The following is a 25,830-nucleotide window of genomic DNA, read 5'->3' on the forward strand; positions in this document are numbered from 1 at the left end:
CGCCTGTCCTCTTTGTATAACTAGCTTGTCCATCAACAGAGTTATTTCGTTGCAGGAGCTTCTGTTGCAGCAGCAGGTGCTTCACTGGCTGCCGGAGTAGCAGACGCATCCGGTTTATCGGTCAAAGTATTCGTGATCTTGGCATTTTTGTTCAGATCAGCGAGCCAGGTAGCGGACATTTCGGATACCTTTTGGGACATCAGTGTCTTCTTGATTTCGTCTTTCTTCTCGGCCAGTGTATATTCTTTGGCTTCCTTGCGGTCAGTCACCTTGATGATGTGGTAGCCGTAATCGGATTTCACAGCGCCGCTGGTTTCGCCAACCTTCAGCTTGAAGGCGGCATCGGAGAACTCAGCAACCATGTCGCCGCGTTTGAAGAAGTCCAGATCGCCGCCTTTGTCCTTGGAGCCGGTGTCAGCGGATTTTTCTTTAGCCAGTGCGGCGAAGTCCCCGCCGTCTTTGAGTTGCTTCAGAATGGCGTCAGCTTCTTCCTTGGTCTTCACCAGGATGTGGGAAGCACGAACCTCTTCCTCCTGATTGTATTTCGCTTTGTTTTCTTCGAAATATTTGGAGATTTCATCATCGGTAACCGTTACCTTTGGTTCTACCAGCTTGCGGATTTCAACCTGGAGCGGCATTTGCTTCTTCAGGTCTTCAATGGTCATCGAGCTCTGCTGCAGAGCGTTATTCAGAGCTTCCTCGCCGCCGAACTGGGTTTTGAGGTTCTCGATCTCTTCATTGATGTCTGCATCGGTAACCTTAATGTTGGCTTTCTTGGCTTCCTGGCCTACCAGTGTGGTGGTAATCAGGTTTTGCAGGGTGGATTCCCCGCCGGCTTCAACCAATTTATCATACAGCTGCGCTTTGGTGATGTCTGTTCCGTTCACGGAAGCAACGGCAACTTTGCTGTCATCTTTCTTGAAAGGCTGTACAATCAGCACTACGATTAGCGCCGCTGCCAGTACGAGCGATGCAATCATCCAGCCTTTGCCGCCGCCGGATGGAGCAGGTGAGGAAGGAGGAGTACCGCCGCCGCCGACTTTGTTCATCACGGGAACGCTTTCTTCAACTCTTGGAGCTGTTCGTACAGGTTCCTGCGGTACAGGGGCTGTTCCGGCAGGTTCAATAACTTCTTCCGGAGTACTCACAGAAGCGTCGTTCTCTTCCGGCGTAATGCCGTTTTCTAGCTTTTCATTTTCATTGAAATCTTTTTTGTCCATTATAATTAATGACTCCCTTCAATATAGGTGGTGCCTGTCTTTCTACAACTTTACCAGAAAACAGAATTCCAAACCTTAAGAAAGTATAAAAAAGCACAATTACTTTTTAAGATTCCATTAAGAAACAGGTAAAACACAGGAAAAACCGGAGCAGCACGGGTGTCCCCATATGCGCTCCGGCCTGATGAGAGAGACTGTAATGATTCGCATAGAATAGTACCAAGGTGCAAGCTGTGTGCGGATAACGCTCCGGCTTAAGAGCTCAGTCCCTTAAGCAAATGGCGGATGTTCTCCTGCTTGCGTCTTGGAACCCGTACAGACTTGGCATAGAGGCCCATTTCACCGAAGTAGATGCAGTCGTCCTCAATGGAACTGATCTTGTTCAGGTTCACGTAGCAGCCACCGTACACATGGTAATAGCTGTTGCTCGACAATAAGCGGTTCAGTTGCTCGGCAGTCATTCTCTTTTTAATATTGTAGTTTCTGCCGTGAAAAATGACCAGGTCATGGTCCCCGACCTTAAAGAACAGAATGTCTGTCTCCACCTCGAAGTCCTCGTATACATTTCTGGCTTCCAGCAGGCTGCTCATTCGTGTTCCCCCTTTATCTTGATTAATAACATTAATGTTAGCGCTTTCATTATATCATACTCTGAACGGCTTGAGAAGTCTTATTTTTGAAATGTTTTTTGTCATTTTTTCCGTTGCATTTGTCAACCCTCACGAAAAATTGTAAATTATATAGATGGCTGTTTAACTTGAGGAGGAATTCTAGATGAACGAGAAATCGAAGCTGCTGTTATTTACCGGTTCCTATGCCAACGCAGATGAGAGCGGAATCCAGGTGTTTGCCTTTGACGGTGAAGCCGGAGGCACGCTGGAGCGGCTGGATACCGCAGAAGGCCTGACGAATCCAACGTTCGTCAATGTGGACCCTTCCGGCCGGAAGCTGTATGCCATAGGGGAGAAGCCGAACGGTACGGGCGGCAAAGAAGGGGAGGTTATAACCTTCGCTATCGATCCTGAGACAGGCAAGCTGAGCGAATTGCAGCGGATTCAGACTATGCCTTCGGAAGGCAAAGGCCAGAGCACGACCTGTAACATTAACCGGGATGTGAGGAATGAACATCTGGTCGTATGCAGCTATCACGGGGGATCGGTCGGACTGCTTAAGCTGGACCAGAACGGACTACCTGTAGCATTGACGGATATCGCTCAGCATAAGGGACATGGCGGGACTCCGGGCCAGGACCGTCCCCATCCGCATTCTGCCATCTTCAGCCCTGATGGACGCTACCTGTTCGTCTCGGATCTGGGACTGGATCTGATCCGCAGCTACCGGATAGATGCAGAGGCGGGAACGCTGGAAGCGATTGGAGACACCCCGCTGCATGCCGGGGCAGGACCGCGGCATTTCGTGTTCCATCCAGACGGGAAGTCCGCTTATGTCATTAATGAGCTGGACAGCACGGTGACATCCTTCCTGTATGATGCTGCGGCAGGAACCCTGAAGACGGCTGCTACCGTATCCACACTGCCTGATGGATATGGGGCCGGACAGAACAGCTGTGCAGAGATCACCTTCTCCAAGGATGGCAAATATCTGTACGGCTCGAACCGCGGGCATGACAGCATCGTTCAGTACGCTGTAAATCCGCAGACGGCCGGACTGACCCTGGTAGAGCATGTATCCACCAGAGGCGGACATCCCCGTCACTTCACGGTTACACCGGATGGTGCCTATCTGATTGTTGCCAACCGGGACGGCAATAATCTGGTTGTCTTCTCCCTGGACGAAGGCAGCGGCCGCCTGAGCTTCACCGGCAATACAGCCGAGCTGTCGAAGCCGGTGTGTGTAATGCCGGCGGTCTTCCCCGCGTAGGACAGGCTGCCTGCCCCTGCTGGACCTGAGGAGACAACGGCAAAAGGAACACCGGGATGCTGCTCCGGTGTTCCTTTTGAGTTCGTAGACAGTTCATGGGTAAGAGCTTAGGTTAGAATGTGCGCCGTGCAGACAGCTTATTTGAGCGAGACGGGCTTCAGCGGCACCACTGTGGAGACGGCCGATTTGAAGAGTACGTTCTGTCTTCCGTCACCCTGACCCTGCAAGGTGATCGTATAAGCGTCGTAAGAGGTTATCAGTCCCTGCATTTTGACTCCGTTAGTTGTGAAGATCGTCACCGGCATCTTTGTTGAGATGCACTGGTTCAACAAACGTTCCTGCAATTTTAGACTTTCCACTTGGCAGCACTCCATCTTTAATTAAAATAATTTCTCCAGGCCATTATAACACGGGACAGACCATCCCAGGAAATGTGTTCATAAGGCCTGACAAATAGACAAGGGGGTAGTTATGCTATATTATCATTACTGGTCCCGCGGATTCCGGCGTTTTATATGGTTTTTGCTGGCTTTTATCCTGATCGCATTAATGGTTAAGCTGGACTTCGCCAAGGGCTTCGACCATGCGGTGATCCGGTTCGTGCAATCGATGGAATCTCCGCCGCTGACTGCGCTGGCCAAAGGCTTATCCCTGGTCGGCTCCTCGAAGCTGGCAATAGGGATCTCCGTGCTGACCATGCTCATCTTGTTCTTCGCGCTGAAGCACCGGCTGGAGCTTGCCTTGTTCCTGTGGGTGGGCCTTGGCTCCCAGCTGCTGAACACGCTCTTGAAGCTGTGGTTCCACCGGGAACGCCCCACCATTCACAGGCTGATTGAGCAGGCTGGTTATAGCTTCCCCAGTGGACATTCAATGGCAGCCTTCTCGTTATACGGGGTCATTGCCTACCTGCTGTGGCGGCATATGCACAGCCGGAGCGAGCGGTTCCTGCTGATTCTGTTCACTGTGCTGATGACCGGGGGGATCGGCTGGAGCCGGATTTATCTGGGGGTGCATTATCCGAGTGATGTGATCGGCGGCTATGCCGCGAGCGGAGCCTGGCTGATGCTGTCGGCAGCCTGCTTCGAGGCTTACCGGAATTACAAGGCGAATCCGCACCACATAAAGAATGCCCGGAAGAAATAACTCCGGGCATTTCCGCGCCTGTCCTTTTACATATTGCGTACATCTGTAAGGAGGACTGGCTTGTCCTCCTCAAGGCCGGATGCCTTACCGCTCAGGGGGCCTTCGTTGCAGCAGGCGGCGGTGACGGCTTGCCCTGGTGAAGCTGGGCTGCGCGGCTGAGGCTGCGCTTAATCAGCGTCGGCAGGCCCGGCTTCAGCTTCGCCGCGTCTTCCTGCGTCAGCTTCCCATCCTTGACGAATCCATCCAGCTTCAGGCTGGCGGCATCGCTCAGCTTCTGGACATACTGGTCTTCGCTCCAGCCCTTCTTCTCCTGGGCCAGACCCGCCAGGGTCTTACCCGATTTCAGGCTGGCAATCAGCTCCTCGCGGCCCATTCCGAGCAGCTCAGCCGTTTCGCTGATAATGAAATGGCCTCCGGCCCTGAGATTCCGGTCCCCGCTGCGGTGAGGGGGATGCTCTCTGCCGGTATGCGGTGAGGCCGGGGGAGGGGTAGCTGTGCCTTTGGGAAGCTGCTCGCCGAAGGCGGCGGCTGGAGACAGGGCAAGCATCATGGCTGCTGCCCATGCGGTTAGGGTTCGGGTCGTTTTTTTCATGGATACACCTCTTCTGTTGGTTGTAGTTACTACCCGGTATAACAGTATTCCCTGAAAGCTGAAAGAATCCTGAAGCCCGGCTTAAGACATACTAAAATTCGCCAGCGCAGTTCATGGGTAATAACAAGATATACATAAAGGATGAACATCCGCAGTAATTATGATAAGCTTCAAGCTCTTGGGAGGGATGGACTTGGCTTTCGGTGCCCGCATACTCAAAACAGGAATGGCCGTAACGCTTGCCCTTTATCTGTCCGTTCTATTCAACTTCGCCTCTCCTGTCGGTGCGGCTATTGCGGCAATCTTTGCTATGCAGCCCTCCATATACAGATCATGGCGGTATTTCCTCGATCAGATCCAGACCAGCACGATGGGGGCGGTGATTGCGCTGCTTGGCGGAATGCTGCTCTCCAATGAACCGATTGCGGTTGGACTGGTATGCATCCTGGTGATTATGATCAGCATGAAAATGAACCGCGCCGATACCATCGGCCTGACGCTGGTCACAGTCATCTCTGTCATGGAGGCTTCCGGCCAGTGGCAGTTCGCGTTAACCCGGTTCCTGCTGACCCTGACCGGGATTCTGTCGGCTTTTATTATCAATATCTCTGTATTCCCGCCTCAGCCGCGCAAGCAGTACATCCAGCAGATCGAGAATGTGTTCACCAGTCTGTCGCTGCTGCTGCGGACGGCGGTGTCACATGAGATGAAGGAAAGTGTGTTCCGGGATGAGAAGAACGGCCTGGAGGGCTCCATTAAGGCGCTGGCTGACAAATACGCCTTGTTCGAGGAAGAACAGAAACAGCTCCGCAGGGCTAAATACAGTCAGACGAGGCAGATGGTAGTCTACAAAAACCTGCTGAATTCCCTGCAAAAGGGCTATCAGGTGCTTGAGGCGATCGACCGGCATTATTTCCAGGCCGACCGGACGGAGCAAACGGATGAGCTGTTCGACCGGCATCTGGAGCAGCTGATTAAGTATCATGAGTACATTCTGCTGAAATTCGAGGATAAGCTCAAGCCGGGAGCCAATGACTCCGAGCCGCTGGCGGAGGACAATGACCGCTTCCTGAAGTCCGCTATTAACGGGTATGATCCGCAGAAATCCGGGCAGCTTCGGCTGTCGGTGGTGGCTGCGGCCATCTATGACTACGGCTATCAGCTGGAGCGTCTGGATAAGGTGGCTGACCAGATCCACCGGATGAACGCAGACGACAAGGAAAGTGCAGTGCTGAGCGAGAAAATCTAGAGCGTAATGAATATAGCAAAAACTTGTAAAAGGACTACAGAGTTGGTAACATTGTTAGTCAACCTTCCGAAGGGGATGAAATGAATTGGATAAACATGATCACGAGTGGCAAAAGGAGCAGGAGCGGGTCAACGGCATTACCAAGCTGCTGTCTACCCATATCCGGCTGCTGTCAGAGGAGCTGGGACTCCACCGCACGGATGTCGTGGATATGCGCAAAGACTTCTGGGAAGAGGTCACAGTGAACTTCAGCAGCCCCGACGATCTGGGGGAGACTTCAACCAGTCTGCGGCAGCAGGCACAGATTCTGAACGAACGCGAACGCCATCATCTGCAATCCAGCAAGTCGCTCAAAAAATATAAAAAGCTGGTGGTATCGCCCTATTTTGGCCGGATTGATTTCTCGGAGGCGGGGGATGCTGCGGCTGACACCATCTATCTGGGCATCGGTTCGCTGATGGAGGATAACGGGACCTTCCTGATCTATGATTGGCGTGCGCCCATCTCCAGCCTGTATTATGACGGGGCGCCGGGACCTGCATCCTATGAGACGCCGGGCGGACAGATTACGGGTACCATGGAGCTTAAGCGCCAATTCGTGATTGATAACGGTGAGATTGAAGTCATGTTCGACACGGGGGTCACCATCGGCGATGAATTGCTTCAGCAGGTACTGAGCCACAGCGCCGATGACCGGATGAAGTCGATCGTAGCCACCATCCAAAAGGAGCAGAATGCGGTCATCCGCAATGACCGGAGCCGGATGCTGGTTGTGCAGGGAGCCGCCGGGAGCGGCAAGACGTCAGCGGCGCTCCAGCGGGTAGCCTATCTGCTCTACAAGTACCGTGAGGTGCTTCAGGCGGACCAGATGCTGCTCTTCTCGCCCAACCCTTTGTTCAATAGCTATGTATCTACTGTGCTGCCTGAGCTGGGGGAAGAGAACATGCAGCAGACCACCTTCCAGATGTACCTGGAGCACCGGCTGGGCCAGGAATTTCAGCTGGAGGATGTGTTCAGCCAGACGGAGAGTCTGCTGAATGCCCCGGACGGGGAGGACGCTTATATCCGCCGGGAAGGTATTACTTATAAATCGTCAGTAGCCTTCCTTAGCGCCATCCGGCAATATGTGAATCTGCTGGAGCATGAAGGCATGCTGTTCAAGCCGCTGATGTTCCAGGGGAAGGCGGTTGTCTCTAAGGAAGAGATGGAGCGCCAGTTCTACAGCTATGACCCGGGCATCAAGCTGGCGAACCGGATTGAGCTGATGACGGGCTGGCTGCTCAAAAAAATTGCGGCGTTCGGCGTTGAAGAGCGGAGTGCGGCATGGGTAGACGAGCAGATTGAGCTGATGGACAACAGCGATTATCAGCGGGCCTACAACCAGATGCGCCGTAAGGGCGGAGGGCATAACGACAGCTTCGATGATTATGATGCGGAGCGGATCCTGCTTGCCCGCTACGTGGTCAGCCAGCGCCTCAAGCCGCTGCGCGGCTGGACCAAGCGCGGACGCTTCGTGGATGTGAAGGCGCTGTACAGCCGCTTGTTCGAGGGTCGTGAGCTGATAGAGAGCCTGGATACCCGCCAGCCGCTGCCTGAAGCATGGGCTGAGATCTGCGCGCAGACGCTGGCTGCAATTAGGGGCAACGAGCTGGCCTATGAAGATGCGACGCCGTTCCTGTATTTGAAGGAGCTTAGCCAGGGCTTCCGGACGAACACGCTGATCCGTCATGTTATTGTGGATGAGGTGCAGGATTACTCGCCGTTCCAGCTCGAATTCATGCGCCGCCTGTTTCCCCGGGCCAAAATGACCGTGCTGGGCGACCTGAATCAGGCCATCTATGCCCAAGGCGAGGTGCTGGGAGATCTGGCCGGACTGGTGAGCATCTACGGCGAAGAGAACACCGAGGTGATCTCGTTGACCCGCAGCTACCGGTCTACGTATGAGATTGTTGAATTCACGCGGGCGATGATTCCCGGCGGCGAGAAGATCGTACCCTTTAACCGCCGGGGGGAGGAGCCGCTCCTGACGCTGGTGGACAGTGAAGACGATCTGCTCTCCTCAGTGGAGCAGGATGTGCTTAAGCTACATGCGGAGGGTTATCATTATGTGGCCGTAATCTGCAAGACAGCAGAAGAGAGTGCACAGGTACACCGTGAATTGGAGAAGCGGCTGCCGGTGCGGCTGGTCACGAAGGAAACGCCTAATTTTCAAAAAGGGACGCTGGTGCTTCCAGCCTACCTTGCCAAGGGCGTCGAGTTCGATGCCGTAATCATCTATGATGGTTCCGCTGAGAAATACGGGCGTGAACATGAACGTAAGCTGTTCTATACCGCCTGTACCCGGGCGATGCATCTGCTTCATATCTACAGTCTGGGACAGCCAAGCCCGTTCCTGCCTGCTGCTGTGCGTGAAACGGTTACGGCTGGTACGCAGGAGAAGTGAGTAAATATAAAACCGCCTGCGCGTGTGACGCGAGGCGGTTTTGTCTTTTTATTAGGGAACCATAGTTTCCTGCTGCTGTGGACAGGTGTGTGTTGGATCAAATGTATGTCAAAAACAGCATACATTCGGTGCGTAAGCAGGCACAGGGCTTGAATGTATGTCAAAAACAGTATACATTCGGTGCGTAAGCAGGCACAGGGCTTGAATGTATGTCAAAAACAGTATACATTCGGTGTGTAAGCAGGCAGAGGGCCTGAATGTATGTCAAAAACAGCATACGTTGTGCCCGCGCGAAGGTAATCTTCTTCATCCTGTTAGGGTGGTGATATCTCCACTTCACGTAAACGTAAAGCTAGCCCTGTAGGGCAGCTTTACGCTTACTGTTCTGCCGGGCCACAAGTGCCAAAAGATAGACAGCGAGCAGCAGGAGAGGCGCCAATATCGAATACCGGTACATTACGGCGTAGCTGGTGAACATGGCGACAGCGCCAAGCAGCATGGAGCCGATGGCGACACCGAGATCCAGGGAATTCAGGAACATTCCGTTGGCTAACCCGCGCTGGCGCGGCTCGACAGACTGGATCATCCAGGTCTGGAGTGCAGGCTGCATGGAGCCGAAGCCGAAGCCGTAGCATAGTGCGGCCGGGAACAAGCCCGCCGTTGTGGAAGCGAAGGAGAGCAGCAGCAGACCGGCGACAATGAACAGGCTTCCCGGGATGAGCAAGGCAGCTGCACCATAGCGGTCGTAGATTCTGCCGGAGAGCGGCCGGATCACGACAATGGCTACGGCATTGAACAGGAAGAAGTAAGCGATTTGCTGGAGGTGCTTCTCTTGCCCGTAGAGCGCCAGGAAGCCTAGCAGCCCGCCGTAGGAGATGGATAAGAGGAAGTTAAGCAGGCAGGGAAGCAGTAGCCTGCGGTAAGGATTGCTTCCCGCAGCTGCAGCCGGAACTGCGGCCGGCTCCAGATGTCCGCCGGGCAGTGATTTCGCCAGGCGGAAGCCCATCGGCAGGATCAGAGCAAGCGCGACAGCCGTCCCCAGCAGCAGGGTCCCGAAGCCTGGTCCTTGCAGGAGGCTGAGTCCGATTAGCGGGCCAGCCGACATGGCGAGGCTGGTGGATAATCCGAAATAGCCCATGCCCTCACCCATGCGGCGGATAGGGATGACATCAGAGGCCATGGTCGGGAACGCCGTGCTGGCCATGCCGAAGCCTACGCCGAACAGCATGCGGAACAGCAGCAGGGTGAAGATGCTGCCAGCGAAATAATAGCCCGCCACCGCAGAGAGGGAAACGGCAAGGCCGAGGAAGATCAGCAGGTTGCGCCCGCCCTTCTCCAAGGCCCTGGCGGAGAAGAGGCGGGAGGCAATCGCGCTGAAGGCGAACAGGCTGGTGACAAGGCTAACCTGCACGGGTGAAGCATGCAAGGCACTTTCCGCATAAGCCGGGAGGGTAGATAAGGTCATCTGCAGTCCTATGAACAGCAGAAGATTGCAAAGGGTGAGTGTGATGAAGGATGTTGTCCATAGACGTTCAGATGATTGATTCAAGTGTTTTGACTCCTATTCCTGATGTAGATTTCCGGTGTTGTGATAGATTTGCTCCAGCATACTGCGGAGGTCTTCAAGCTGCTGCGGCTCGAGCCCGGCTACAGCCATATCTATAGTCTGCTGCTCCAGTGCTATAGTGTTCTCTATTAACGCCCGCCCCTCTCCGGTGGCATAGAGCTGGAACGCCCTGCGGTCCCCGGGGTTAGCCGTTTTGGTAATGAAGCCTTTCTTGAGCAGGAGCTCCACGATCCGGGCGGTAGTCGGCTGGTCTTTGGCAGAGGCAACCGCAACCTCCTTCTGGTTGACTCCGCTGCGGTCACAGATCATCAGCAGGGTGGACCATTGCTCGGGTGTGATGTCATACGGCTTCAGCGCCCGGGCGAAGCTCACGGAGATTCTCCGGTGGGTCGAGCCCAGCAGGAACCCGAGGAATTGCTGAGGAGATGAAAGAGTCATAAATGAGCTGCTCCTTTGTAATTACTTGTTACAACAAGTATAAGCATAACAAGTAAATGAGTCAAGGATGAATGCGTCCTTCCAATCTGACAACACCAAAAAAGCCCCGCTCCGCATGATGCGGAAGGGGGCTTGAACAGTAAGCTATGTTGTTTTAAACCTGTGGAACCTTCTCCCAGTCCTTCAGGAAGCGTTCGATACCATTGTCGGTCAGCGGGTGCTTCCAGAGCGATGGCAGGAGTGAGCCCGGGATGGTAGCGATATGAGCACCGGCAATGGCCGCTTGCTCCACATGGGCGATGTTGCGGATACTGGCGGCGATGATCTCGGATTTCAGGTCGTAGTTGGTCAGGATCGTCTTCAGATCCTTGATCAGCTTCATGCCATCCACACCGATATCATCCAGACGTCCGACGAACGGACTGATATAAGTAGCTCCTGCCTTGGCGGCCATGAGGCCTTGAGCAGCGGAGAATACGAGGGTTACGTTGGTTTTGATGCCTTTTTTGGTCAGTTCATAACAAGCTTCCAGACCATCTTCGGTCATAGGCAGCTTGATGACCACGTTCGGAGCCCATTCTGCGATCTCGTAAGCTTCCTTAAGCATCTCTTCAGCCGTAAGGCCGATAACCTCAGCGCTTACAGGACCAGGGACAATAGCTACGATCTCCTTGATTACATCCTTAAACAATCTGCCTTCCTTGGCGATCAGCGACGGGTTCGTCGTTACGCCATCCACTAATCCGAGGCGGGTAATACGTTTGATTTCCTCAATATTTCCGGTATCCAAGAAAAATTTCATTTCCAGGTATCCTCCCTTGATTTCGTATGGATTTGACAAAACAGCAGGCTCCACTTCATTATGAGACATGCCACGTGAAGTTTCAACTGTTAATTTGAATCTCTCAAAATAACTTTATGGAATCGGCGCAAAAAATGGTTTTTACGCGGGTGGGACCATTCACGGTTACTTCTGTCCATGATACTATAGAAGCGGTATTGTTCATTACAGGCGATGGGCTGGTGACAGGGATGTATACTTTAATTGCGGGAGTGGTGCTGTTTCTGCTGGTCACAGCCGGAATTATTGCATATCAGAACAGCAGAATTCTTGCGGAGCAAGAGACGGATGCTTCCAGAGCGCATACCGGCAATCTGATGTATTCGGTATATAATCAGAGGTTCTCTGCGGGCGAGGAGCTGCCGGAGGCGGTGCCGTTGTTCCAATTCACGGTGGTTGAGCCCGGGGAAGAGGACCTGCCGGAGGCAGAGGCGGGAACAACCCGTGCCCTGTGCAGGGTTGCTGCTGGTACGGGTGAGCTGGTGTTATCTGATGCGCAGAATTATATGCTGGGCATTCTCCGCCAGGCCGCAGTGCAGGGGGGCCGGCTTACGTATGTTTCTTTTTTGGGGAAGGCTGCCCGCAGGGGTGAGAAGGAACTGATTCAGGCGCTGGAGACTGCGGCGAAGGAGGAGACCAGCTATGCAGATCAACGTTAATGATGTAATCCTGTCGGTGCATGAAGGCGACATTACCTCCTGGCAGGGCGAGATGATCGTCAATGCCTCGAACTCCGGTCTGTATGGAGGCGGGGGAGTGGACGGGGCTATACACCGGGCCGGGGGCCCGGAAATTGCAGAGGAATGTGCGGTAATCCGCCGGAAGCAGGGCGGTATTCTTCCCGGCGAAGCAGCGCTCACCAGTGCGGGACGGCTTGCTTTTCGCGGAGTGATACATACGGTGGGGCCGATCTGGAAGGGCGGTACGGCTGGTGAAGCGGCTGTGTTGGCGAGATGCTATAAGAGCAGCCTTGATCTGGCTTGCGCCCATGGGGTGAAGAGCCTCGCTTTTCCGAATATCAGCACGGGTGTTTACAGCTTCCCGAAGGAGCTGGCCTGCAAGACGGCGCTGGAATCAGTCATTGGGTATGTCCGCGCGAAGAGCCCGGCAGAGCTCCCGCTGCGGCAGATTGATTTCGTCTGCTTCGAGCATGAGAATGCCGGGCTGTACGGGGCCATGCTCGGGAATTATAGCTGAACGGTAAAAGCCTGTCGGGGCAGAAGCCCGGAACTCAGGCGTGATACTTGCCTACGGGTGCGTTCAGCACCCATTCCAGCATTAGAATCAGATCTTCCAGCCTGTTCAGCTGGGCGTCTAGCGCGGCCCTCTGCGGGTCACCGGGGGGCAGGGGAGCCAGCCGCGACTCGAGGGATCTGCGCTGGAGCGTCATTTCGTTGATTTTGGATTGGATTTGGTTCTCGGTTCTCATGCCGATGCCTCCTGATGAATTATTAGTTTCAGGCTGATTAGTAAGGATAAGAATTCCTTGTGGACAGGCACAGCCGATTCCACTTCGTTCATTATAACGGATAACATGGAGGGAATAAAATGAGTATCAATGTGAAGCAGCTGGCAGCAGAGAAGGCAGTCGAATATGTGCAGGATGGTATGAAGGTGGGCCTGGGAACAGGCTCCACTGCTTACTGGGCCATCCGCAAGCTGGGGGAACGGGTAAGCGAGGGCTTGCAGATTACAGCCGTTGCTACTTCACAGGCGTCTGAGGATCAGGCCCGTGAGCTGGGCATCCCGCTGGTAGCGTTCAGTGATGTGGACAGCCTCGACCTGACGATTGACGGGGCGGATGAGCTGGACGGGGCGCTGCAGCTGATTAAGGGCGGGGGCGGTGCGCTTTTGCGGGAAAAGATTGTCGCTATGGGCAGCGCCCGCATGATCGTTGTAGCCGATGAGAGCAAGGCGGTGACCACGCTCGGGAAGTTCCCGTTGCCGGTGGAGATTGTGCCGTTCGCCTGGGAGTGGACGGTTGCCGCTCTGGCTAAGCTGGGCTGCACAACGGAGCTGCGACGCAGCGGAGAAGACCTGTACAAGACGGATAACGGCAATTATATTGCGGACTGCCGGTTTGAAGCGATTGAATCGGCCGCAGAGCTGGCGCTTGCCCTTCAGCGTATTCCGGGAGTTGTCGAGCACGGCCTCTTCATCGGAATTGCAGATCTGGCGATTATCGGCAAGAGTGACGGCACGATTGAGATTATTGAAGGTGGCCAGGATCGCTAAGCCGCGTACAAGCCGCCGGAAGGGGAAGGCCGCTACAGTCAAGCAGGCGCTTCCACCCGGACGCCGGTTCCTGGCCTGGCTGCTGCTGATTGCCTATAGCGGAATGCTGCTGTACTGGATGTTCATCGGGTTCGGACGGACGGTTCAGCTGGACGGGCCGCTCCGTTACAATCTTGAACCGCTGCGGACAGTGCGTTTATACTTTGACATGACCAATGGATTATCGTATGCTAACAGGCTGGTGAACCTTCTGGGGAATGTGGCGGTATTTGCGCCTTTTGGCATTCTGCTTCCGCTGGTGGTGACCGGCTACCGCTCTTTTATCCGGCTTACGCTTCTGTCTGTACTGGGCATTATGGTGCTGGAGCTGCTGCAGATGCTGCTGCATGTCGGGAGTCTGGATATCGATGATCTGCTGCTTAACCTGCTGGGTGTGTGGACAGGGTATGCACTGCTGCGGCTGGTGCGGGGATAGCGGAGGCACCCGGGTCAGGTATAATTTCGGGTCAGGTATACTTTTAGGAGGATGAGACATATGTTGATTGATTTGAAGCCGCTTGTCGGCACACCGCAGGTGAATGAGCTGCTGGCTTATGCGGTTATAGATGACCCGGATGCGCTGGTCCGCACTTCGGAGGAATACAGTAAGCTTGCGGCCATGCAGCTGTGCGGCTGGGAGGAGGACGGGCTGCTGGTCGGACTGACCGGCTACGAAGAGACCGAAGACGGCTCGCTCGACATCCGCCATATCGCAGTGCTCCCGGAGAACCGGGGCAAAGGGTATGCGCGCGGCATGATCCTTGAGCTCGTCACCTCCCGTCAACCGCGTTATCTGGTAGCGGAGACCGAGGACGAGATTGCCGCTGACTTTTACCGCAGTCTGGGCTTCATGGTGTACAGCCTGGGCGAGAACGCTGCCGGCATCGAAATGTTCCGCTGTGTCTATGAGGTGGAAGAGACGGAGGACGAGGAGTAAGCGGCCAGGACGGTATCGGGAGATGCAATAGGTGAAATTCACAATAGCCACTCAGCACTTTGCGTGCAGGGTGGTTTTTTGCGTCCATGAGGCGTATTTAATCCCCCTGATGAATATCAATGTAAAATTCATGAAACCAGTTGACTTTTAACGCAAAGGACAATATAGTTTTACTGTGAAACAGTTCGACACGTGAACTAATATGGAAAGGCGGAAGCAGCATTGAAGAAAGACGCAGAAGAATGGATCAACCGCTACGTAGATGCTTATATGGTCGTTACGAGGCAGATCAATGCGCGGCTCCGGGATATTTTTGGCGAAGGTCTGACAACGGACCAATTCCTGATTCTCAGGCTGATCAGCGGACAGGAGAGGTGTACCTCCACGTACCTGGCTGAAGCAGTCGCCGTAGGCAAAAGCTCGATTACTGCCATCATCAACCGGCTGGATGAAGCCGGGATGATTCAGCGGACCCGGGACGAGAATGACCGCAGGCAGGTGTATTTGACCATGACGGAGTACGGACAGAGCGTCTACAAGACCTCTGAGAAGCAGATGCAGCAGGTGATCTCCCCATACTTGTTCCACTTCGAGGATGACAACATAGAGCTGTTTATTACGATGTTTGAGAAGCTGGCATTTCTGATGCAGGATACAGGGGGGAGAAGCAATTGAGAACGATTTTGAAGGCAAGATGGGCGGTTATCGCGGTGTGGCTGGCTGTGGCGGTTGTGCTATTCCTCACGGCTCCCGGGATGTCCGATCTGGTGCGCGAGAAGGGTCAGATCGCTGTTCCGGCTGGCTACACCTCATCGCGGGCTGCGGAGATTATGAAGGAGGTCGCTGCGGCCAAAGACGGGGAAACGGTACATCAGGTTGCACTGGTGTTCCATAAGCCGGAGGGGCTGACGACCGCAGACACCGAGAGTATTAAGCAGGGTGTGGAGCAGCTGGCCGGGAACAAGGATTCCCTGAAGCTCAGCGCGATTACAGATCCGTTCTCACAGCCTGAGCTGAAGGATACGCTGATTGCGGAGGACGGCAAGACGATTATGGTCGCATTGTCGGTGCAAGGCGGAGAGGAGGCAGTCAAGGAACTCCCGGCTAAGTCTGCTGAGCTGCTGGGCAACGTTACGGCGGAGCATTATATGACCAGCGAAGGACTGATCACGGAGGATACGATTGCCAGCTCGGAAGCCGGTCTGAAAAAGTCGGAATACATCACGGTCGTGTTTATTCTGCTGATTCTGTTCGTGGTGTTCCGTTCGTTCGTGGCTCCGTTCGTGCCGCTGCTGACGGTGGGGCTGAGTTATATCGTGTCCCAGTCGGTTGTCGCGTTCCTGGTGGACCGCTTTGACTTTCCGCTCTCGACGTTCACACAGATCTTCATGGTCGCTGTCATGTTCGGGATCGGGACCGATTACTGTATCCTGCTGATCAGCCGGTTCAAGGAGGAGCTTGCCCAGTCGGAGGATACGCAAAGCGCCATTATCGCCACTTACCGGAAGGCTGGCGGAACGGTGTTCTATTCAGGGCTGGCGGTCTTTGTCGGCTTCGTGGCGATCGGCTTGTCCAAGTTCATGCTCTACCGTTCGGCGGTAGCGGTGGCTGTCGGCATAGCGGTGATGCTGCTTGCACTTGTGACCGTTGTGCCGTTCTTCATGGCGGTGCTGGGTCCTAAGATGTTCTGGCCCTCCCGCGGCAAGCTGGAGCATAGTGAGAGCCGGATCTGGGGAGCGGCCGGTTCGTTCTCGCTGAAGAGACCCTGGGCCGCGCTGCTGATCGTGGCTGCGGTTGTGGCACCGTTCCTGCTCACCTACAGCGGGAAGCTGAGCTTCAACAGCATGGATGAGATCGGGCCTAACTACGCCTCGGTCAAAGGGTTCAATATTATATCGGAGAGCTTCGGACCGGGTGAATCCATGCCGGGCAAGATTGTCATCAAGAATGACGACCGGATGGACACTGCTGAGTACATGGGCCTTGCAGAGAAGATCAGCCGCGAGCTGGAAAAGGTCGATGGCGTTAAGGCTGTGCGCAGCATGTCCCGGCCTACCGGGGAGCAGATTAATGACTTCCTGATTCCTACTCAGGTGGCTACGCTGGCGGACGGTCTGGATCAGAGCAGTGAAGGGTTAACCAAGATCCAGAGCGGGCTGAGCGAAGCGAGCAAGCAGCTGAAGGATAATGGGCCTAAGCTTGCCGAGGCCGCCTCGGGCAGCGCGAAGCTGACAGAAGGAACGGCTGAGCTGAAAAAAGGCATTGACGCGCTGGGCGATGGCCTAACGCGGATCGAGGAGGGTATCCGCAGCGGCGGGGCCGGAGCGGGAGAGATCAAAGCCGGCCTGGCGCAGGCGGCAGACAGTGCGAAGCAACTGGCACAGGCCAATGCCGCGCTGCTCGAAGGGTACAAGAAGATTGGCGGCGGCCTGACAGCGTTGAACGGAGGTCTTACTGGTCTGCAGACACAGCTTCAAGGCGTGGCAGATGCGCTTAACGGTCTGGGAGCTTCCTTCACCGGACTGGAAGCCGCCTATCCAGAGCTGCTCCAGGATGTGAATTACCAGACGATCAAAGGTACAGTTACGCAGAGCGGTACGGGAGCTGCGGGACTTGCCGGAGGATTGGGCCAGATCTCGGCCCAGCTGAGCGGAGCGGCGGCCGGATTGACCGAGGCCAACGCCGGGTATTCCAAAGCGGCAGCGGGGCAGGCTGCGCTGGCGAAAGGGCTGGATCAGCTGGTAGCCGGTATCGGCAAGCTGCAGTCCGGGCTGAAGCAGGCGGCTGACGGCCAAGGGCAGATTGTCGGCAAGCTTCCGGATATCACCACCGGGCTTACACAGCTGCAAGGCGGGCAGAAACAGCTTGCTGACGGGTTCGGCGAGCTTACGGGCCAGCTTGGACAGCTGACGGACGGACTGACGCAAAGTGCGGACGGTCTGGGACAAATCACCGGAGGCTTAAGCTCGGCGCAGGATTATCTCAAGCAGATTCAGGATGCCAAGGATGATGAGCTGAGCGGGTTCCTGGTTCCGGCAGAGGCGCTTGAGGCCAAGGGCATGCAGCAGGTATTCGATACCTATCTGTCCGGGGACCGCAAGGTTATGACCCTGGATGTGGTCTTCGCCGGGAATCCATACAGCGCGAAGGCTATTGACAGCGTCGGACAGATCCAGGAAGCGGTGGACCGTGCCGTGGCCGGCACCAAGCTTGCGAATGCGGAGACAGCCATGAGCGGCGTGACCAGCACCTACAATGATTTGCAGACCATCTCCAATGAAGATTACACGCGTACAGTAATTCTGATGCTTAGCGGTATTTTCATCATTCTGGTGGTGCTGTTCCGCTCGATGATTATGCCGCTGTATATTATTGCCTCATTGTTAATCACTTACTTTACGGCACTGGGCATCACTGAAGCGATCTTCGTGCATCTGCTGAACTACTCGGGAATTACCTGGACGACGCCGTTCTTCAGCTTCGTGATGCTGATTGCCCTCGGGGTGGATTACAGTATCTTCCTGATGGACCGCTTCAATGAGAACAAAACCTGGGATGTGCGGGAAGCCATACTGCACGCCATGCGCAATATGGGGACCGTGATTCTCTCGGCTGTAGTGATTCTGGGCGGTACCTTCGCCTCAATGTACCCTTCCGGGGTACTGTCGATGATGCAGATTGCGACGGTTGTATTGTCCGGTCTGGCACTGTATGCACTGGTATTCCTGCCGTTCTTCGTGCCGGTGATGGTGCGGATGTTCGGCCGGGCCAACTGGTGGCCGTTCCGTCCGGCGGCCGGGGAGGATCACCCGAAATCACTGGATATGTAATGTTCAGTATTACAAGAGATGAAACAATAAAGAGCAGGCTTCCTGTTAAATGGAGCCTGCTCTTTGGCTGTTTACGCAGAAAAAATAAAAAATCACCATGCTGATGTAACCTTATCGGCTTGTGCTTCATCTAAAGAGCATATGGAAGTAATGAATGAGGGATGCGGCGGCTTCCCGGAAGAGGGGAGGCAATCATATTTGAATACCGGACAAGAGGAGCTGGTCAGGCATGCCCAGGCTGGGGACAGCGAGGTCTTCATCCAACTGGTGAAAAGTCAGGAGCGGCGGATGTACAGTGTGGCCAAGTCTATGGTAACGAATGATGAGGATTGTGCAGACGCGATGCAAGAGACTGTACTGAAAGCTTTTAAAGCAATCTCTGGACTGAAAGAAGCGGCTTATTTCAACACGTGGCTGTTTCGTATTCTGATCAACGAGTGCAACTTGATTCTTCGCAAACGGGAAAGGGTAGTCGTCATGTCAAATCCTCCGGAGAGCGTACAAGCCATATCTTCGTTTGCAGAAGAGATGGATCTTCGTCAGGCCATTGGCAGGCTGGAAGAGATATCAAGGACCATTGTTAAGCTTCATTATTATCAGGGGCTAACTGTGCAGGAGATTGCCGGGCTGCTTGAGCTGTCAGAGAGTGCTGTCAAGACCAGGCTGCACCGCGCCCGTAAGACGTTACAGCAATCCCTGGAGCAACCTGTAGAAAGGAAGGTGAACGGATGAGCCAGCAGCGGTTGGAGAGCAGGCTGGCAGACCTTCAGGAAGAGACTCTTCCTGAACTGCCGGAGCTTGTGCATCTGCGTATGGAGAAGACTTACCGGATCATCAGTGGAAAGGATGAGGCAAGCTTTGAGGCGGCTTCAGAACATCAAGAGACCGTTAGACGTAAAAGAATGCCCCGGTGGCTGTCCCGGGTGATGATCAGTGCAGCATCTGTGGCAGGAGGGCTGGTGCTCCTGATTAGCCTGGGATTCATCTCCCCTGCCATGGCAGAGACCTTGAAGCAGTTACCGTTCATGTCAAGCGTATTCCAGCTTGCAGGAGATGCCGGGCTGCGAAAAGCAAATGAAGCAGGGTTAACCACAAATGTTGAGCAGAGTGTCACTCTGGATGGAATGACTCTCAAGGTGTCGGAACAAATGTATGACGGAAGCCGCTTCTCGGTGGTGCTGACCCGTGTTCAGGCAAAGGAGGATCAAAAAAAGGAGGGCTGGTGGGATTTATTGACCCGCAGGGGGCAGCCAGCAGGCGGAATAAATAATATCGAGTTTTTGGTGAACGGGAAAATGGTAAATACCGGATTCGGGTTTGCCCAGGGAGGTGCCGGCGCACCTGACTCTATCATTGTTTCAGCACTGGATGGACCGAATCTACAAATCCCTGACCAGTTTGACCTTACTATGATAGTCCTTATTGATGGAATGGATGAGCCATTTCGCTTTGAGTTTCCCGTTAGCAAGAATACTCTGGGCGACCTTGTTCTTGGCCCTGGGGAGACCAAGGTACATGATCATATCCATCTCCGTTACACACGGCTGGAACTGAGCCAGACATCGACCCGTTTGCTAACCGAAATTAAGGGAGACCCTGGCGCGGATCTCAAGGCGATGGAGGAAGCCATTCCAGATAAATACAAGAATGCGGGGATATTAATGATCGGGTTTGAGCTGTGGGATGATCAAGGGCAAAAGGCTGTTTTTGTTAGTGGAAGCGGCAGCGGTGAAGGGGATACGTTCTCACACAGTATGGTCTTTGAACCTTTTGAGAATAGGCCGGAGCGTGTGATTATTAAGTCTTTCGTTACATTAAAGGATGGGGGGAAGAAGTACATCCCCGAGCTTGAGATGACCGTCCCTATACCTTAAAATAAAACAACCTCCGGCCACTGTAACATGCAGCAGCCGGAGGTTGTTCTGCGGTCAAGAGACTATATGCCTATAGTCTGCCGCTCACCGCGGCTTCGCAAAATAACTGCGCAGCGCCCAGCCGCGTTCCTGGCGTTTCTTGTATTTGGGCAAGGAACGGTAGACCGCAAGCGATTCCTCAAAAGCGCGCTTAGCATCGTCTGTCCGGCCCAGCGCCTTATACATCGACCCGGCCAGATAATAAGCCTCGCTGGAGGAGGTCTGGATCTCCTGGAATTGGCTCACATAATGCAGCGCCTTGTCCTGGTCGATATGCCGGAAGGTCTCGGCCAGACGCAGGTAAGGCTGCCCGTATTGCGCCCGGCGGTTGATGTCCAGCCCCTTGAGCATCTGGGCTTCGCCTTCGGCAAGCTGGCCCAGCTTCAGGTTCGCATAGCCGAGCTCCACCCAGTATTCGGCGGAAGTCTCATAACGGTCAGCGATGGCGGTCAGCAGCTCCTTGGCCTCGCTGTAGCGCTTGCGTTCAATCAGCAGCCGGGCCAGATCGAATTTGGCGGTGACATCGTTCGGGTTCTGGGCAATGGCCGTCCGCAGTCTGGACATCTGACGGCTGCGGCGGAAGGGCTTGGAGAAGCTGGGCAGGATGCCGACATAACGGCGGTCCACGAAATACAGAACGACCAGCAGAATAACTAGGGCCAGAATAGGATTGCCGAGCAGCCGGTAGAGCAGCAGGAAACCTAGAATTTTAATCATGAATATGAATTCCCTCCGTTACGTGTGTGGTTCGATTGCGCTTCCTGCAAATTGGATATGAATAGGCAGGGTAATTATACCATATCATCCTTTTTTGAAGCCACGATAAAAGAGGATGGGGCCGTTCCTCAGTTTCAGGTGATCCATAAACCCCCCGCTCCTGCCTGCACTGCTGTCATTGACAGCCTGCTGCGGAAGTCATAAGCTTTGTGTACAGTCAGATTGTCTCATCGCTATATTGGCTCTTATATAACAGTGTATTCAACTAACACTTGGAAAGAAGGATGAACCGTGGAGACATTGGCAAGCAAGGTCCAGCTGCGTCCTCTGGGACGCTCTGAGTTATCGGTATCGCCGCTTGGCCTGGGCTGCTGGCAGTTCAGCCGGGGCAAAGGATTCGTAGGCCGTTACTGGAGCAATATCACAGACGCGGAGATTCTGGATATCGTGCGGGTCAGCCTGGAAGGCGGCATGAACTGGGTGGATACGGCAGAAATCTATGGCGGCGGCAAGTCGGAGGAGGCGCTCGCTCATGTACTGGATCAGCTTCAGCAGGAAGGCAGCCCGCATGCGGCTCCGCTGATTGCGACCAAATGGTGGCCGATGCTGCGGACGGCAGGCTCCATCACCTCTACTATCGACCAGCGCATCGCTTGCCTTGGTGGCAGAGGCATTGATCTGTACCAGATTCACCAGCCGTTCTCGTTATCCTCCATTGCCAGTGAGATGAAGGCAATGGCAGGACTGGTACAGGCCGGCAAAATCAGGTATGTCGGGGTAAGCAATTATTCCGCCAAGCAAATGACAGAAGCACACCGGCTGCTAAAGACCTACGGTCTGTCGCTCGTATCCAATCAGGTCAAATATAATCTGCTGCACCGCAGCATCGATCAGAACGGCATCATGGCTGCGGCCAAGGAGCTGGGGATCTCGATCATCGCCTATTCCCCGCTCCAGCAGGGCATCTTGACCGGCCGTTTCCATAGCGATCCGTCGCAGGTGGCTGCCGTCTCGCGGTCCCGGCGGATGATGTCCGGCCTGGACGACAAGAGCCTGGCCCGCAGCAAGCCGCTGATCACCTCCCTGACCGCACTGGCTGACAAATACGGGTGCACACCGGGACAGATTGCACTGAATTGGCTGATTTATTATCATGGCGACACTGTAGTTGCGATTCCCGGCGCGTCCAAGGTCCGTCATGCCCGGGAGAATGTCGGTGCCATGACCTTCCAGCTGGAGACGGAGGAGCTGGAGCTGCTGAACGAGGCCTCCTGGGCTGCCTTGAAGAAGTAACCCAATAAGTCTGGTGGTGAACACAAATGAATGAGAAGCATTGGCTCGTGGTACAGTATCCCTTGAAGAGCGCAAAGGGAAGCAAGCGTGATGAATGGCTTAGAGACAAAGTAACCGAATACCTGAATCTGTTCCTGGCGGATGCCGAACTTGGTTATGTAGATGGTTTTGAGCTGGGGAAGGGCGTAGCCGACCCGGCAAAATATGTGCTTAACCTCTTCTGTGTAGTGACGGATGAAGCACGCGGAATTGCTATGGTTAAAAGAGTGCTCAAAGAGCACAGGCTTGACTATACCCGCATCAGCATCGCCACGATGCCTTTTGAGGGCGGAGGAACCTATACACTGAAGTATGCCGCCAAGAAAGGTGTGACTGATTTTTCGTTATAAGTCATTCTTAAAAATATAAGAAATTATATGTTTCACACGATAACTTGTCCTTCTATTTCTCGCTGAAACGGTACCGTCCTTACAAAGGACGGCAAAGCCGTTTCCACTTGTATCAATCAGGGGTTGTGTATCACGTAACGTGATACAGTACGATTGGTGTAAGAGGTGATAGAAATGAACAATATTGTAAGAATGCTGTCCGTGAACCAAGATTTCAGAATGGCAGTTGCGGATACCCGTCAGATAGCTGTAAAAGCATTAAATGCGTTTACCGGCACAACCGGAATGCGCAGCCTTTTGCAGGAGACCATAACGAATTGTGCATTATTATCTTCCATCAATGATGCCCCTTCTAAAATAAGTTTTTCTTTCCGCCTTTCTCAAGGCGTCTCAATTTTTTGCCAGATCTCTGATGCGAAGTTTACTATGGAGTATAGTGCTAAAATTAATGAATTTGACGGGACAGCCGCTGATCTGTTTGACGATAAATCTGTGGTCTCGGTAACGACAGGGAATTGGGAGACAGGGATACACACTAGTACAGTTGAAGCGTATATGGATAGCGTTGTTATGCTGTTTTCTCACTTTACAGTACAGAGCGAGCAGCTTCCAAGTCATATTATACTCGGTGAGGACAATGCTTCCAGGGGGATTTTGATGCAGCCCTTACCCTTCGCAGATAACCAATTGATGGGAAAGGCTGCTTATGAACTGGTATATCAAGCTAAGGAATGGGGACAACTGCCTTGGGGGCAGGTTCCCGGGAGGTTGTCCTGTTTAGCAAAGGTGATCTCAGAAAATACGATAGAGTAGAGTGTATGACTATGGAAAAATACATTAAAACCAAAGAATTTGCAGAGCTGACTGGGGTTAGTGTGCGTACCTTGCAGTATTATGATGACATAAAGGTTCTCACTCCGGCCTATGTCAATGAGCAGGGGCACCGCTTTTATGACTCAGATTCCTTCTCCAGCATGTTTGTTATTCTTTCACTTAAAAATATGGGGATGACGCTCAGCGATATTCAGCAATATCTTAACAATGACAGCTTTGACGTCAGGCTCTTTATCCGTGAGGAAAAAGACAGGATTCAGACAGTGCTATCGGATCTGCAGCTTCGATTCATGCGTCTGTCCGTTCTCGAGGAGAAGGTTAGTGAGGGACAGGACGTAACCCCTTATATTCTTCCGCTTTTTTCACAGCTGCCGGCTACAGGCGATTCTCCAAAAGGCAAACCGGCTTCCTTTAACCTCAAGCATTGGAATACCTTCATCAAGGAATTGAATTTCTGTGCTGAACACCGCTTGTCTGCAAAAGATGATAGAGCGGAAAAATGTGTTCAATACTGGAAAAAGAATGTTCTTGAGGCAAATCAGGTACCGGAGGATACGGTAAAGAAATCAGAGGCATATTATCAGCAGAATCCGGCGAACACTTTCGGGATCACGCAGGAAAATTACCGCTATTTAGTCCAGTTGATTGATGAGTATGATACCGGCTTGTAAGCCGTAACAAAGAGCATCGATTCTCCATGAGGGGAACCGCTTGCTCTTTTTAATTGGATAAATGTATAGCATCCTCACCTAAAATTCAGATAAAACTGTTTAGGATTGGAAAGAGCGGTTTATATAAGGGATAAGATGCTTCGCACTCACGCAAATAAGGTGAAGATTATGGAAGGAGGTTGAACTTCAATGAGTATGAGCGTACATAACCTTATGGCTTTTAATCATCAGTTTTTTAGACCTCAGCCTGTTCTCGACCCCAAAGTGCAGAGACAGGAAGATAAGGTCAAGAGCTTTCAGGAAGTCCTGAACGAGAAGCTGAGCAGCTATGGCGACATGAAGAAATAAGTAAGCAATAGAACCGCAGAACTATTTTATGCAGAAGACATCGCAGCAAATCATAGAGTATTCAGCAAAAGCAGCAAAAAGGTGCCTCCCGGAACTCGGAAGGCACCTTTTTGCTGCGTCCTGGACATGAGCGCACCTGCCATCCGGCAGGTTAACGTTTGCTTCGTACGTGCTTTGATTTGCGCAGCTTCGGTTCCGAGCCCGGCGCCTGCCGCATGATCCATTTCAGATAAGCGGCAATCTGCGGGTCGCTGCGCAGGCTATCCAGTGTCGTAAGGCCAAGAACAACGAGATCGCTGTTGGTATACAGGGCATGAATCTGCCGGTGGCAAGCCTTGCACAGAAGGGCCGTCGGGAGCAGGCTGCCGCCTTTCTCGCGGGGGATCAGATGATGAACGGTAGTTGCAAGAGGAGAACGGCCGCACAGCTCACACGTGTCCAAGGCCCGGGCAGTCATATCTTAAGGCCGGACTTCGAAGAATTCACAGCGGCTGCGCGAGTAATAAGTCAGATCACTGACCCGCGACTGGATCACAACATCCGAATCCGTGAACCGCACTATAGTAGCGCCGGAATTCACCAGATGGTCATCCTGGAAGACGCGGACGGGCAGCTTGCGGTCAATCGCTTCCTGCAGATCCTGGTCAGTGAGTAGTGGTCGGTTGATGGGCATGGAATAAATCTCCTTTAGTTAGGGATAACTTCAGTTGCAGCAAATACGATCAGTATACCCGTCTGCCTGCCGGAAATCCACTTAACACTTACTTGGTCAGCTCCGTCACTTTATAAGTACAGGAGGACGGAGTGCCTTGAATATCGTACTGAAGGGTAAGAACCTCATCCTTCCTTTCGGCCTCGACGGAGAAAGCAGGAGCTTCCGGGTTGGTCAGCTGCACCTCAAGGGACTGATTTTTGCCGGTTGAATAATTTCCATAAGACATCTGTACAACGTTCCCGCTAGTCTCTTCTATAGAGACGGCGTCTCCAGAAGTAGCAGGGTTCGCAACAAAACGGACTGTCGTATAACAGCCTGTGTCTCCGGAAGACAAGGCCCACCTGCCTTCGATGTCTGCTGCGGTGCCTGAGCGCTTCGTGTACCCGTACCAGCCCAGCGCGGCAATCAGCACAATAAGCACGGGAACTATGATTATTAATTTCTTCATCGCTGAAGCTCCTTTCCTGGTAACTAATACATTATTTACCCGCAGGGAATGGAAGGTAAGCTACTGCACGGGGGATAATCAGAATAA

30 protein-coding genes are annotated in these 25,830 nt (G+C 53.5%); 18 read left to right on the forward strand and 12 right to left on the reverse strand.

Features of this window, described 5'->3' with window-relative positions; genetic code table 11:
• Positions 1-41 precede the first annotated feature (41 nt).
• A complete protein-coding gene (locus MKX51_RS12705) occupies positions 42-1,220 on the reverse strand; it encodes a peptidylprolyl isomerase (protein ID WP_340992609.1) in 1,179 nt (392 codons plus the stop codon).
• Between the two features lie 254 nt (positions 1,221-1,474).
• A complete protein-coding gene (locus MKX51_RS12710; RefSeq protein ID WP_173126417.1) occupies positions 1,475-1,810 on the reverse strand; it encodes a LytTR family transcriptional regulator DNA-binding domain-containing protein in 336 nt (111 codons plus the stop codon).
• Between the two features lie 184 nt (positions 1,811-1,994).
• On the opposite strand from MKX51_RS12710, the gene MKX51_RS12715 reads away from it, so the two are divergent.
• On the forward strand, positions 1,995-3,101 hold the full coding sequence (locus MKX51_RS12715) for a lactonase family protein (RefSeq protein ID WP_340992610.1): 1,107 nt from the start codon (positions 1,995-1,997) through the stop codon (positions 3,099-3,101).
• A gap of 137 nt (positions 3,102-3,238) precedes the next feature.
• On the opposite strand, the gene hfq is transcribed toward MKX51_RS12715, so the two are convergent.
• A complete protein-coding gene (hfq, locus tag MKX51_RS12720; protein WP_173126423.1) occupies positions 3,239-3,460 on the reverse strand; it encodes an RNA chaperone Hfq in 222 nt (73 codons plus the stop codon).
• 112 nt (positions 3,461-3,572) lie between these two features.
• Between hfq and MKX51_RS12725 the strand changes: the two genes are divergently transcribed.
• Positions 3,573-4,244, forward strand: coding sequence for a phosphatase PAP2 family protein (locus MKX51_RS12725; protein WP_340992611.1), 672 nt, complete (start codon positions 3,573-3,575; stop codon positions 4,242-4,244).
• 91 nt (positions 4,245-4,335) lie between these two features.
• On the opposite strand, the gene MKX51_RS12730 is transcribed toward MKX51_RS12725, so the two are convergent.
• On the reverse strand, positions 4,336-4,836 hold the full coding sequence (locus MKX51_RS12730; RefSeq protein ID WP_340992612.1) for a hypothetical protein: 501 nt from the start codon (positions 4,834-4,836) through the stop codon (positions 4,336-4,338).
• Between the two features lie 193 nt (positions 4,837-5,029).
• On the opposite strand from MKX51_RS12730, the gene MKX51_RS12735 reads away from it, so the two are divergent.
• Positions 5,030-6,085 (forward strand): FUSC family protein, encoded by a 1,056-nt coding sequence (locus MKX51_RS12735; RefSeq protein WP_076074501.1) that lies wholly within the window; start codon positions 5,030-5,032, stop codon positions 6,083-6,085.
• An 85-nt stretch (positions 6,086-6,170) separates the two neighbouring features.
• Entirely contained in the window at positions 6,171-8,528 is a 2,358-nt protein-coding gene (helD, locus tag MKX51_RS12740) for an RNA polymerase recycling motor HelD (RefSeq protein ID WP_340992613.1), read from the forward strand.
• Positions 8,529-8,880: 352 nt separating this feature from the next.
• On the opposite strand, the gene MKX51_RS12745 is transcribed toward helD, so the two are convergent.
• From MKX51_RS12745 to fsa, 3 genes are all read right to left on the reverse strand, one after another.
• Positions 8,881-10,077, reverse strand: a complete 1,197-nt coding sequence (locus tag MKX51_RS12745) for an MFS transporter (RefSeq protein ID WP_340992614.1) — start codon at positions 10,075-10,077, stop codon at positions 8,881-8,883.
• A gap of 12 nt (positions 10,078-10,089) precedes the next feature.
• Complete coding sequence (locus tag MKX51_RS12750; protein ID WP_340941270.1) at positions 10,090-10,533, reverse strand: MarR family winged helix-turn-helix transcriptional regulator; 444 nt, start codon at positions 10,531-10,533, stop codon at positions 10,090-10,092.
• A gap of 154 nt (positions 10,534-10,687) precedes the next feature.
• A complete protein-coding gene (fsa, locus tag MKX51_RS12755; protein ID WP_036694437.1) occupies positions 10,688-11,335 on the reverse strand; it encodes a fructose-6-phosphate aldolase in 648 nt (215 codons plus the stop codon).
• Between the two features lie 134 nt (positions 11,336-11,469).
• Between fsa and MKX51_RS12760 the strand changes: the two genes are divergently transcribed.
• Together MKX51_RS12760 and MKX51_RS12765 are read left to right on the forward strand one after the other, a co-directional pair.
• Positions 11,470-12,033 (forward strand): hypothetical protein, encoded by a 564-nt coding sequence (locus MKX51_RS12760; RefSeq protein ID WP_076074512.1) that lies wholly within the window; start codon positions 11,470-11,472, stop codon positions 12,031-12,033.
• Positions 12,017-12,571, forward strand: a complete 555-nt coding sequence (locus tag MKX51_RS12765; RefSeq protein WP_340992615.1) for a macro domain-containing protein — start codon at positions 12,017-12,019, stop codon at positions 12,569-12,571. The genes MKX51_RS12760 and MKX51_RS12765 overlap by 17 nt, the downstream gene beginning before the upstream one ends.
• A 34-nt stretch (positions 12,572-12,605) precedes the next feature.
• On the opposite strand, the gene MKX51_RS12770 is transcribed toward MKX51_RS12765, so the two are convergent.
• Positions 12,606-12,803, reverse strand: coding sequence for a hypothetical protein (locus tag MKX51_RS12770; protein ID WP_340941266.1), 198 nt, complete (start codon positions 12,801-12,803; stop codon positions 12,606-12,608).
• 125 nt (positions 12,804-12,928) lie between these two features.
• On the opposite strand from MKX51_RS12770, the gene rpiA reads away from it, so the two are divergent.
• The 7 genes from rpiA to MKX51_RS12805 all read left to right on the forward strand — a co-directional run bounded on the left by rpiA (position 12,929) and on the right by MKX51_RS12805 (position 20,289).
• Entirely contained in the window at positions 12,929-13,609 is a 681-nt protein-coding gene (gene rpiA, locus MKX51_RS12775; RefSeq protein ID WP_340944572.1) for a ribose-5-phosphate isomerase RpiA, read from the forward strand.
• Positions 13,578-14,084, forward strand: coding sequence for a VanZ family protein (locus MKX51_RS12780; protein ID WP_340992616.1), 507 nt, complete (start codon positions 13,578-13,580; stop codon positions 14,082-14,084). The genes rpiA and MKX51_RS12780 overlap by 32 nt, the downstream gene beginning before the upstream one ends.
• Positions 14,085-14,144: 60 nt before the next feature.
• The gene (locus MKX51_RS12785) at positions 14,145-14,585 is read left to right on the forward strand and encodes a GNAT family N-acetyltransferase (RefSeq protein WP_340941262.1); all 441 of its coding nucleotides are present in this window, start codon (positions 14,145-14,147) and stop codon (positions 14,583-14,585) included.
• A gap of 222 nt (positions 14,586-14,807) precedes the next feature.
• On the forward strand, positions 14,808-15,260 hold the full coding sequence (locus MKX51_RS12790) for a MarR family winged helix-turn-helix transcriptional regulator (RefSeq protein ID WP_340941260.1): 453 nt from the start codon (positions 14,808-14,810) through the stop codon (positions 15,258-15,260).
• The gene (locus MKX51_RS12795) at positions 15,257-18,415 is read left to right on the forward strand and encodes an MMPL family transporter (RefSeq protein ID WP_340992617.1); all 3,159 of its coding nucleotides are present in this window, start codon (positions 15,257-15,259) and stop codon (positions 18,413-18,415) included. The genes MKX51_RS12790 and MKX51_RS12795 overlap by 4 nt, the downstream gene beginning before the upstream one ends.
• 198 nt (positions 18,416-18,613) lie before the next feature.
• Complete coding sequence (locus tag MKX51_RS12800; protein ID WP_340992618.1) at positions 18,614-19,147, forward strand: sigma-70 family RNA polymerase sigma factor; 534 nt, start codon at positions 18,614-18,616, stop codon at positions 19,145-19,147.
• Complete coding sequence (locus MKX51_RS12805; RefSeq protein ID WP_340992619.1) at positions 19,144-20,289, forward strand: DUF4179 domain-containing protein; 1,146 nt, start codon at positions 19,144-19,146, stop codon at positions 20,287-20,289. The genes MKX51_RS12800 and MKX51_RS12805 overlap by 4 nt, the downstream gene beginning before the upstream one ends.
• Positions 20,290-20,373: 84 nt before the next feature.
• On the opposite strand, the gene MKX51_RS12810 is transcribed toward MKX51_RS12805, so the two are convergent.
• On the reverse strand, positions 20,374-21,045 hold the full coding sequence (locus tag MKX51_RS12810) for a tetratricopeptide repeat protein (protein ID WP_340992620.1): 672 nt from the start codon (positions 21,043-21,045) through the stop codon (positions 20,374-20,376).
• Between the two features lie 291 nt (positions 21,046-21,336).
• Between MKX51_RS12810 and MKX51_RS12815 the strand changes: the two genes are divergently transcribed.
• The 5 genes from MKX51_RS12815 to MKX51_RS12835 all read left to right on the forward strand — a co-directional run bounded on the left by MKX51_RS12815 (position 21,337) and on the right by MKX51_RS12835 (position 24,580).
• Positions 21,337-22,338, forward strand: a complete 1,002-nt coding sequence (locus MKX51_RS12815; protein WP_340992621.1) for an aldo/keto reductase — start codon at positions 21,337-21,339, stop codon at positions 22,336-22,338.
• Between the two features lie 26 nt (positions 22,339-22,364).
• Positions 22,365-22,727, forward strand: a complete 363-nt coding sequence (locus MKX51_RS12820; protein WP_340992622.1) for a hypothetical protein — start codon at positions 22,365-22,367, stop codon at positions 22,725-22,727.
• 174 nt (positions 22,728-22,901) lie between these two features.
• Complete coding sequence (locus MKX51_RS12825) at positions 22,902-23,540, forward strand: Hsp33 family molecular chaperone HslO (RefSeq protein ID WP_340992623.1); 639 nt, start codon at positions 22,902-22,904, stop codon at positions 23,538-23,540.
• Between the two features lie 5 nt (positions 23,541-23,545).
• Positions 23,546-24,232, forward strand: a complete 687-nt coding sequence (locus MKX51_RS12830; protein ID WP_340992624.1) for a MerR family transcriptional regulator — start codon at positions 23,546-23,548, stop codon at positions 24,230-24,232.
• A 189-nt stretch (positions 24,233-24,421) separates the two neighbouring features.
• The gene (locus MKX51_RS12835; protein ID WP_340992625.1) at positions 24,422-24,580 is read left to right on the forward strand and encodes a hypothetical protein; all 159 of its coding nucleotides are present in this window, start codon (positions 24,422-24,424) and stop codon (positions 24,578-24,580) included.
• 151 nt (positions 24,581-24,731) lie between these two features.
• On the opposite strand, the gene MKX51_RS12840 is transcribed toward MKX51_RS12835, so the two are convergent.
• The 3 genes from MKX51_RS12840 to MKX51_RS12850 all read right to left on the reverse strand — a co-directional run bounded on the left by MKX51_RS12840 (position 24,732) and on the right by MKX51_RS12850 (position 25,743).
• Positions 24,732-25,037, reverse strand: a complete 306-nt coding sequence (locus tag MKX51_RS12840; RefSeq protein ID WP_340992626.1) for an HNH endonuclease — start codon at positions 25,035-25,037, stop codon at positions 24,732-24,734.
• Positions 25,038-25,040: 3 nt separating this feature from the next.
• The gene (locus tag MKX51_RS12845; RefSeq protein ID WP_209873220.1) at positions 25,041-25,253 is read right to left on the reverse strand and encodes a hypothetical protein; all 213 of its coding nucleotides are present in this window, start codon (positions 25,251-25,253) and stop codon (positions 25,041-25,043) included.
• 88 nt (positions 25,254-25,341) lie between these two features.
• On the reverse strand, positions 25,342-25,743 hold the full coding sequence (locus tag MKX51_RS12850) for a hypothetical protein (protein ID WP_340992627.1): 402 nt from the start codon (positions 25,741-25,743) through the stop codon (positions 25,342-25,344).
• Positions 25,744-25,830: the final 87 nt, after the last annotated feature.

It is taken from the genome of Paenibacillus sp. FSL M7-0420 (genome assembly GCF_038002345.1).
Taxonomy (GTDB): Bacteria; Bacillota; Bacilli; order Paenibacillales; family Paenibacillaceae; genus Paenibacillus_AQ.

Bases quoted from the DNA above. Each gene is read 5' to 3' on its own strand.
- MKX51_RS12705 (WP_340992609.1), bottom strand. From the start codon at position 1,220: ATGGACAAAAAAGATTTCAATGAAAATGAAAAGCTAGAAAACGGCATT.
- MKX51_RS12710 (WP_173126417.1), bottom strand. From the start codon at position 1,810: ATGAGCAGCCTGCTGGAAGCCAGAAATGTATACGAGGACTTCGAGGTG.
- MKX51_RS12715 (WP_340992610.1), top strand. From the start codon at position 1,995: ATGAACGAGAAATCGAAGCTGCTGTTATTTACCGGTTCCTATGCCAAC.
- MKX51_RS12725 (WP_340992611.1), top strand. From the start codon at position 3,573: ATGCTATATTATCATTACTGGTCCCGCGGATTCCGGCGTTTTATATGG.
- MKX51_RS12730 (WP_340992612.1), bottom strand. From the start codon at position 4,836: ATGAAAAAAACGACCCGAACCCTAACCGCATGGGCAGCAGCCATGATG.
- MKX51_RS12750 (WP_340941270.1), bottom strand. From the start codon at position 10,533: ATGACTCTTTCATCTCCTCAGCAATTCCTCGGGTTCCTGCTGGGCTCG.
- fsa (WP_036694437.1), bottom strand. From the start codon at position 11,335: ATGAAATTTTTCTTGGATACCGGAAATATTGAGGAAATCAAACGTATT.
- MKX51_RS12760 (WP_076074512.1), top strand. From the start codon at position 11,470: ATGGTTTTTACGCGGGTGGGACCATTCACGGTTACTTCTGTCCATGAT.
- MKX51_RS12765 (WP_340992615.1), top strand. From the start codon at position 12,017: ATGCAGATCAACGTTAATGATGTAATCCTGTCGGTGCATGAAGGCGAC.
- MKX51_RS12770 (WP_340941266.1), bottom strand. From the start codon at position 12,803: ATGAGAACCGAGAACCAAATCCAATCCAAAATCAACGAAATGACGCTC.
- MKX51_RS12785 (WP_340941262.1), top strand. From the start codon at position 14,145: ATGTTGATTGATTTGAAGCCGCTTGTCGGCACACCGCAGGTGAATGAG.
- MKX51_RS12805 (WP_340992619.1), top strand. From the start codon at position 19,144: ATGAGCCAGCAGCGGTTGGAGAGCAGGCTGGCAGACCTTCAGGAAGAG.
- MKX51_RS12810 (WP_340992620.1), bottom strand. From the start codon at position 21,045: ATGATTAAAATTCTAGGTTTCCTGCTGCTCTACCGGCTGCTCGGCAAT.
- MKX51_RS12820 (WP_340992622.1), top strand. From the start codon at position 22,365: ATGAATGAGAAGCATTGGCTCGTGGTACAGTATCCCTTGAAGAGCGCA.
- MKX51_RS12825 (WP_340992623.1), top strand. From the start codon at position 22,902: ATGAACAATATTGTAAGAATGCTGTCCGTGAACCAAGATTTCAGAATG.
- MKX51_RS12830 (WP_340992624.1), top strand. From the start codon at position 23,546: ATGACTATGGAAAAATACATTAAAACCAAAGAATTTGCAGAGCTGACT.
- MKX51_RS12835 (WP_340992625.1), top strand. From the start codon at position 24,422: ATGAGTATGAGCGTACATAACCTTATGGCTTTTAATCATCAGTTTTTT.
- MKX51_RS12840 (WP_340992626.1), bottom strand. From the start codon at position 25,037: ATGACTGCCCGGGCCTTGGACACGTGTGAGCTGTGCGGCCGTTCTCCT.
- MKX51_RS12845 (WP_209873220.1), bottom strand. From the start codon at position 25,253: ATGCCCATCAACCGACCACTACTCACTGACCAGGATCTGCAGGAAGCG.
- MKX51_RS12850 (WP_340992627.1), bottom strand. From the start codon at position 25,743: ATGAAGAAATTAATAATCATAGTTCCCGTGCTTATTGTGCTGATTGCC.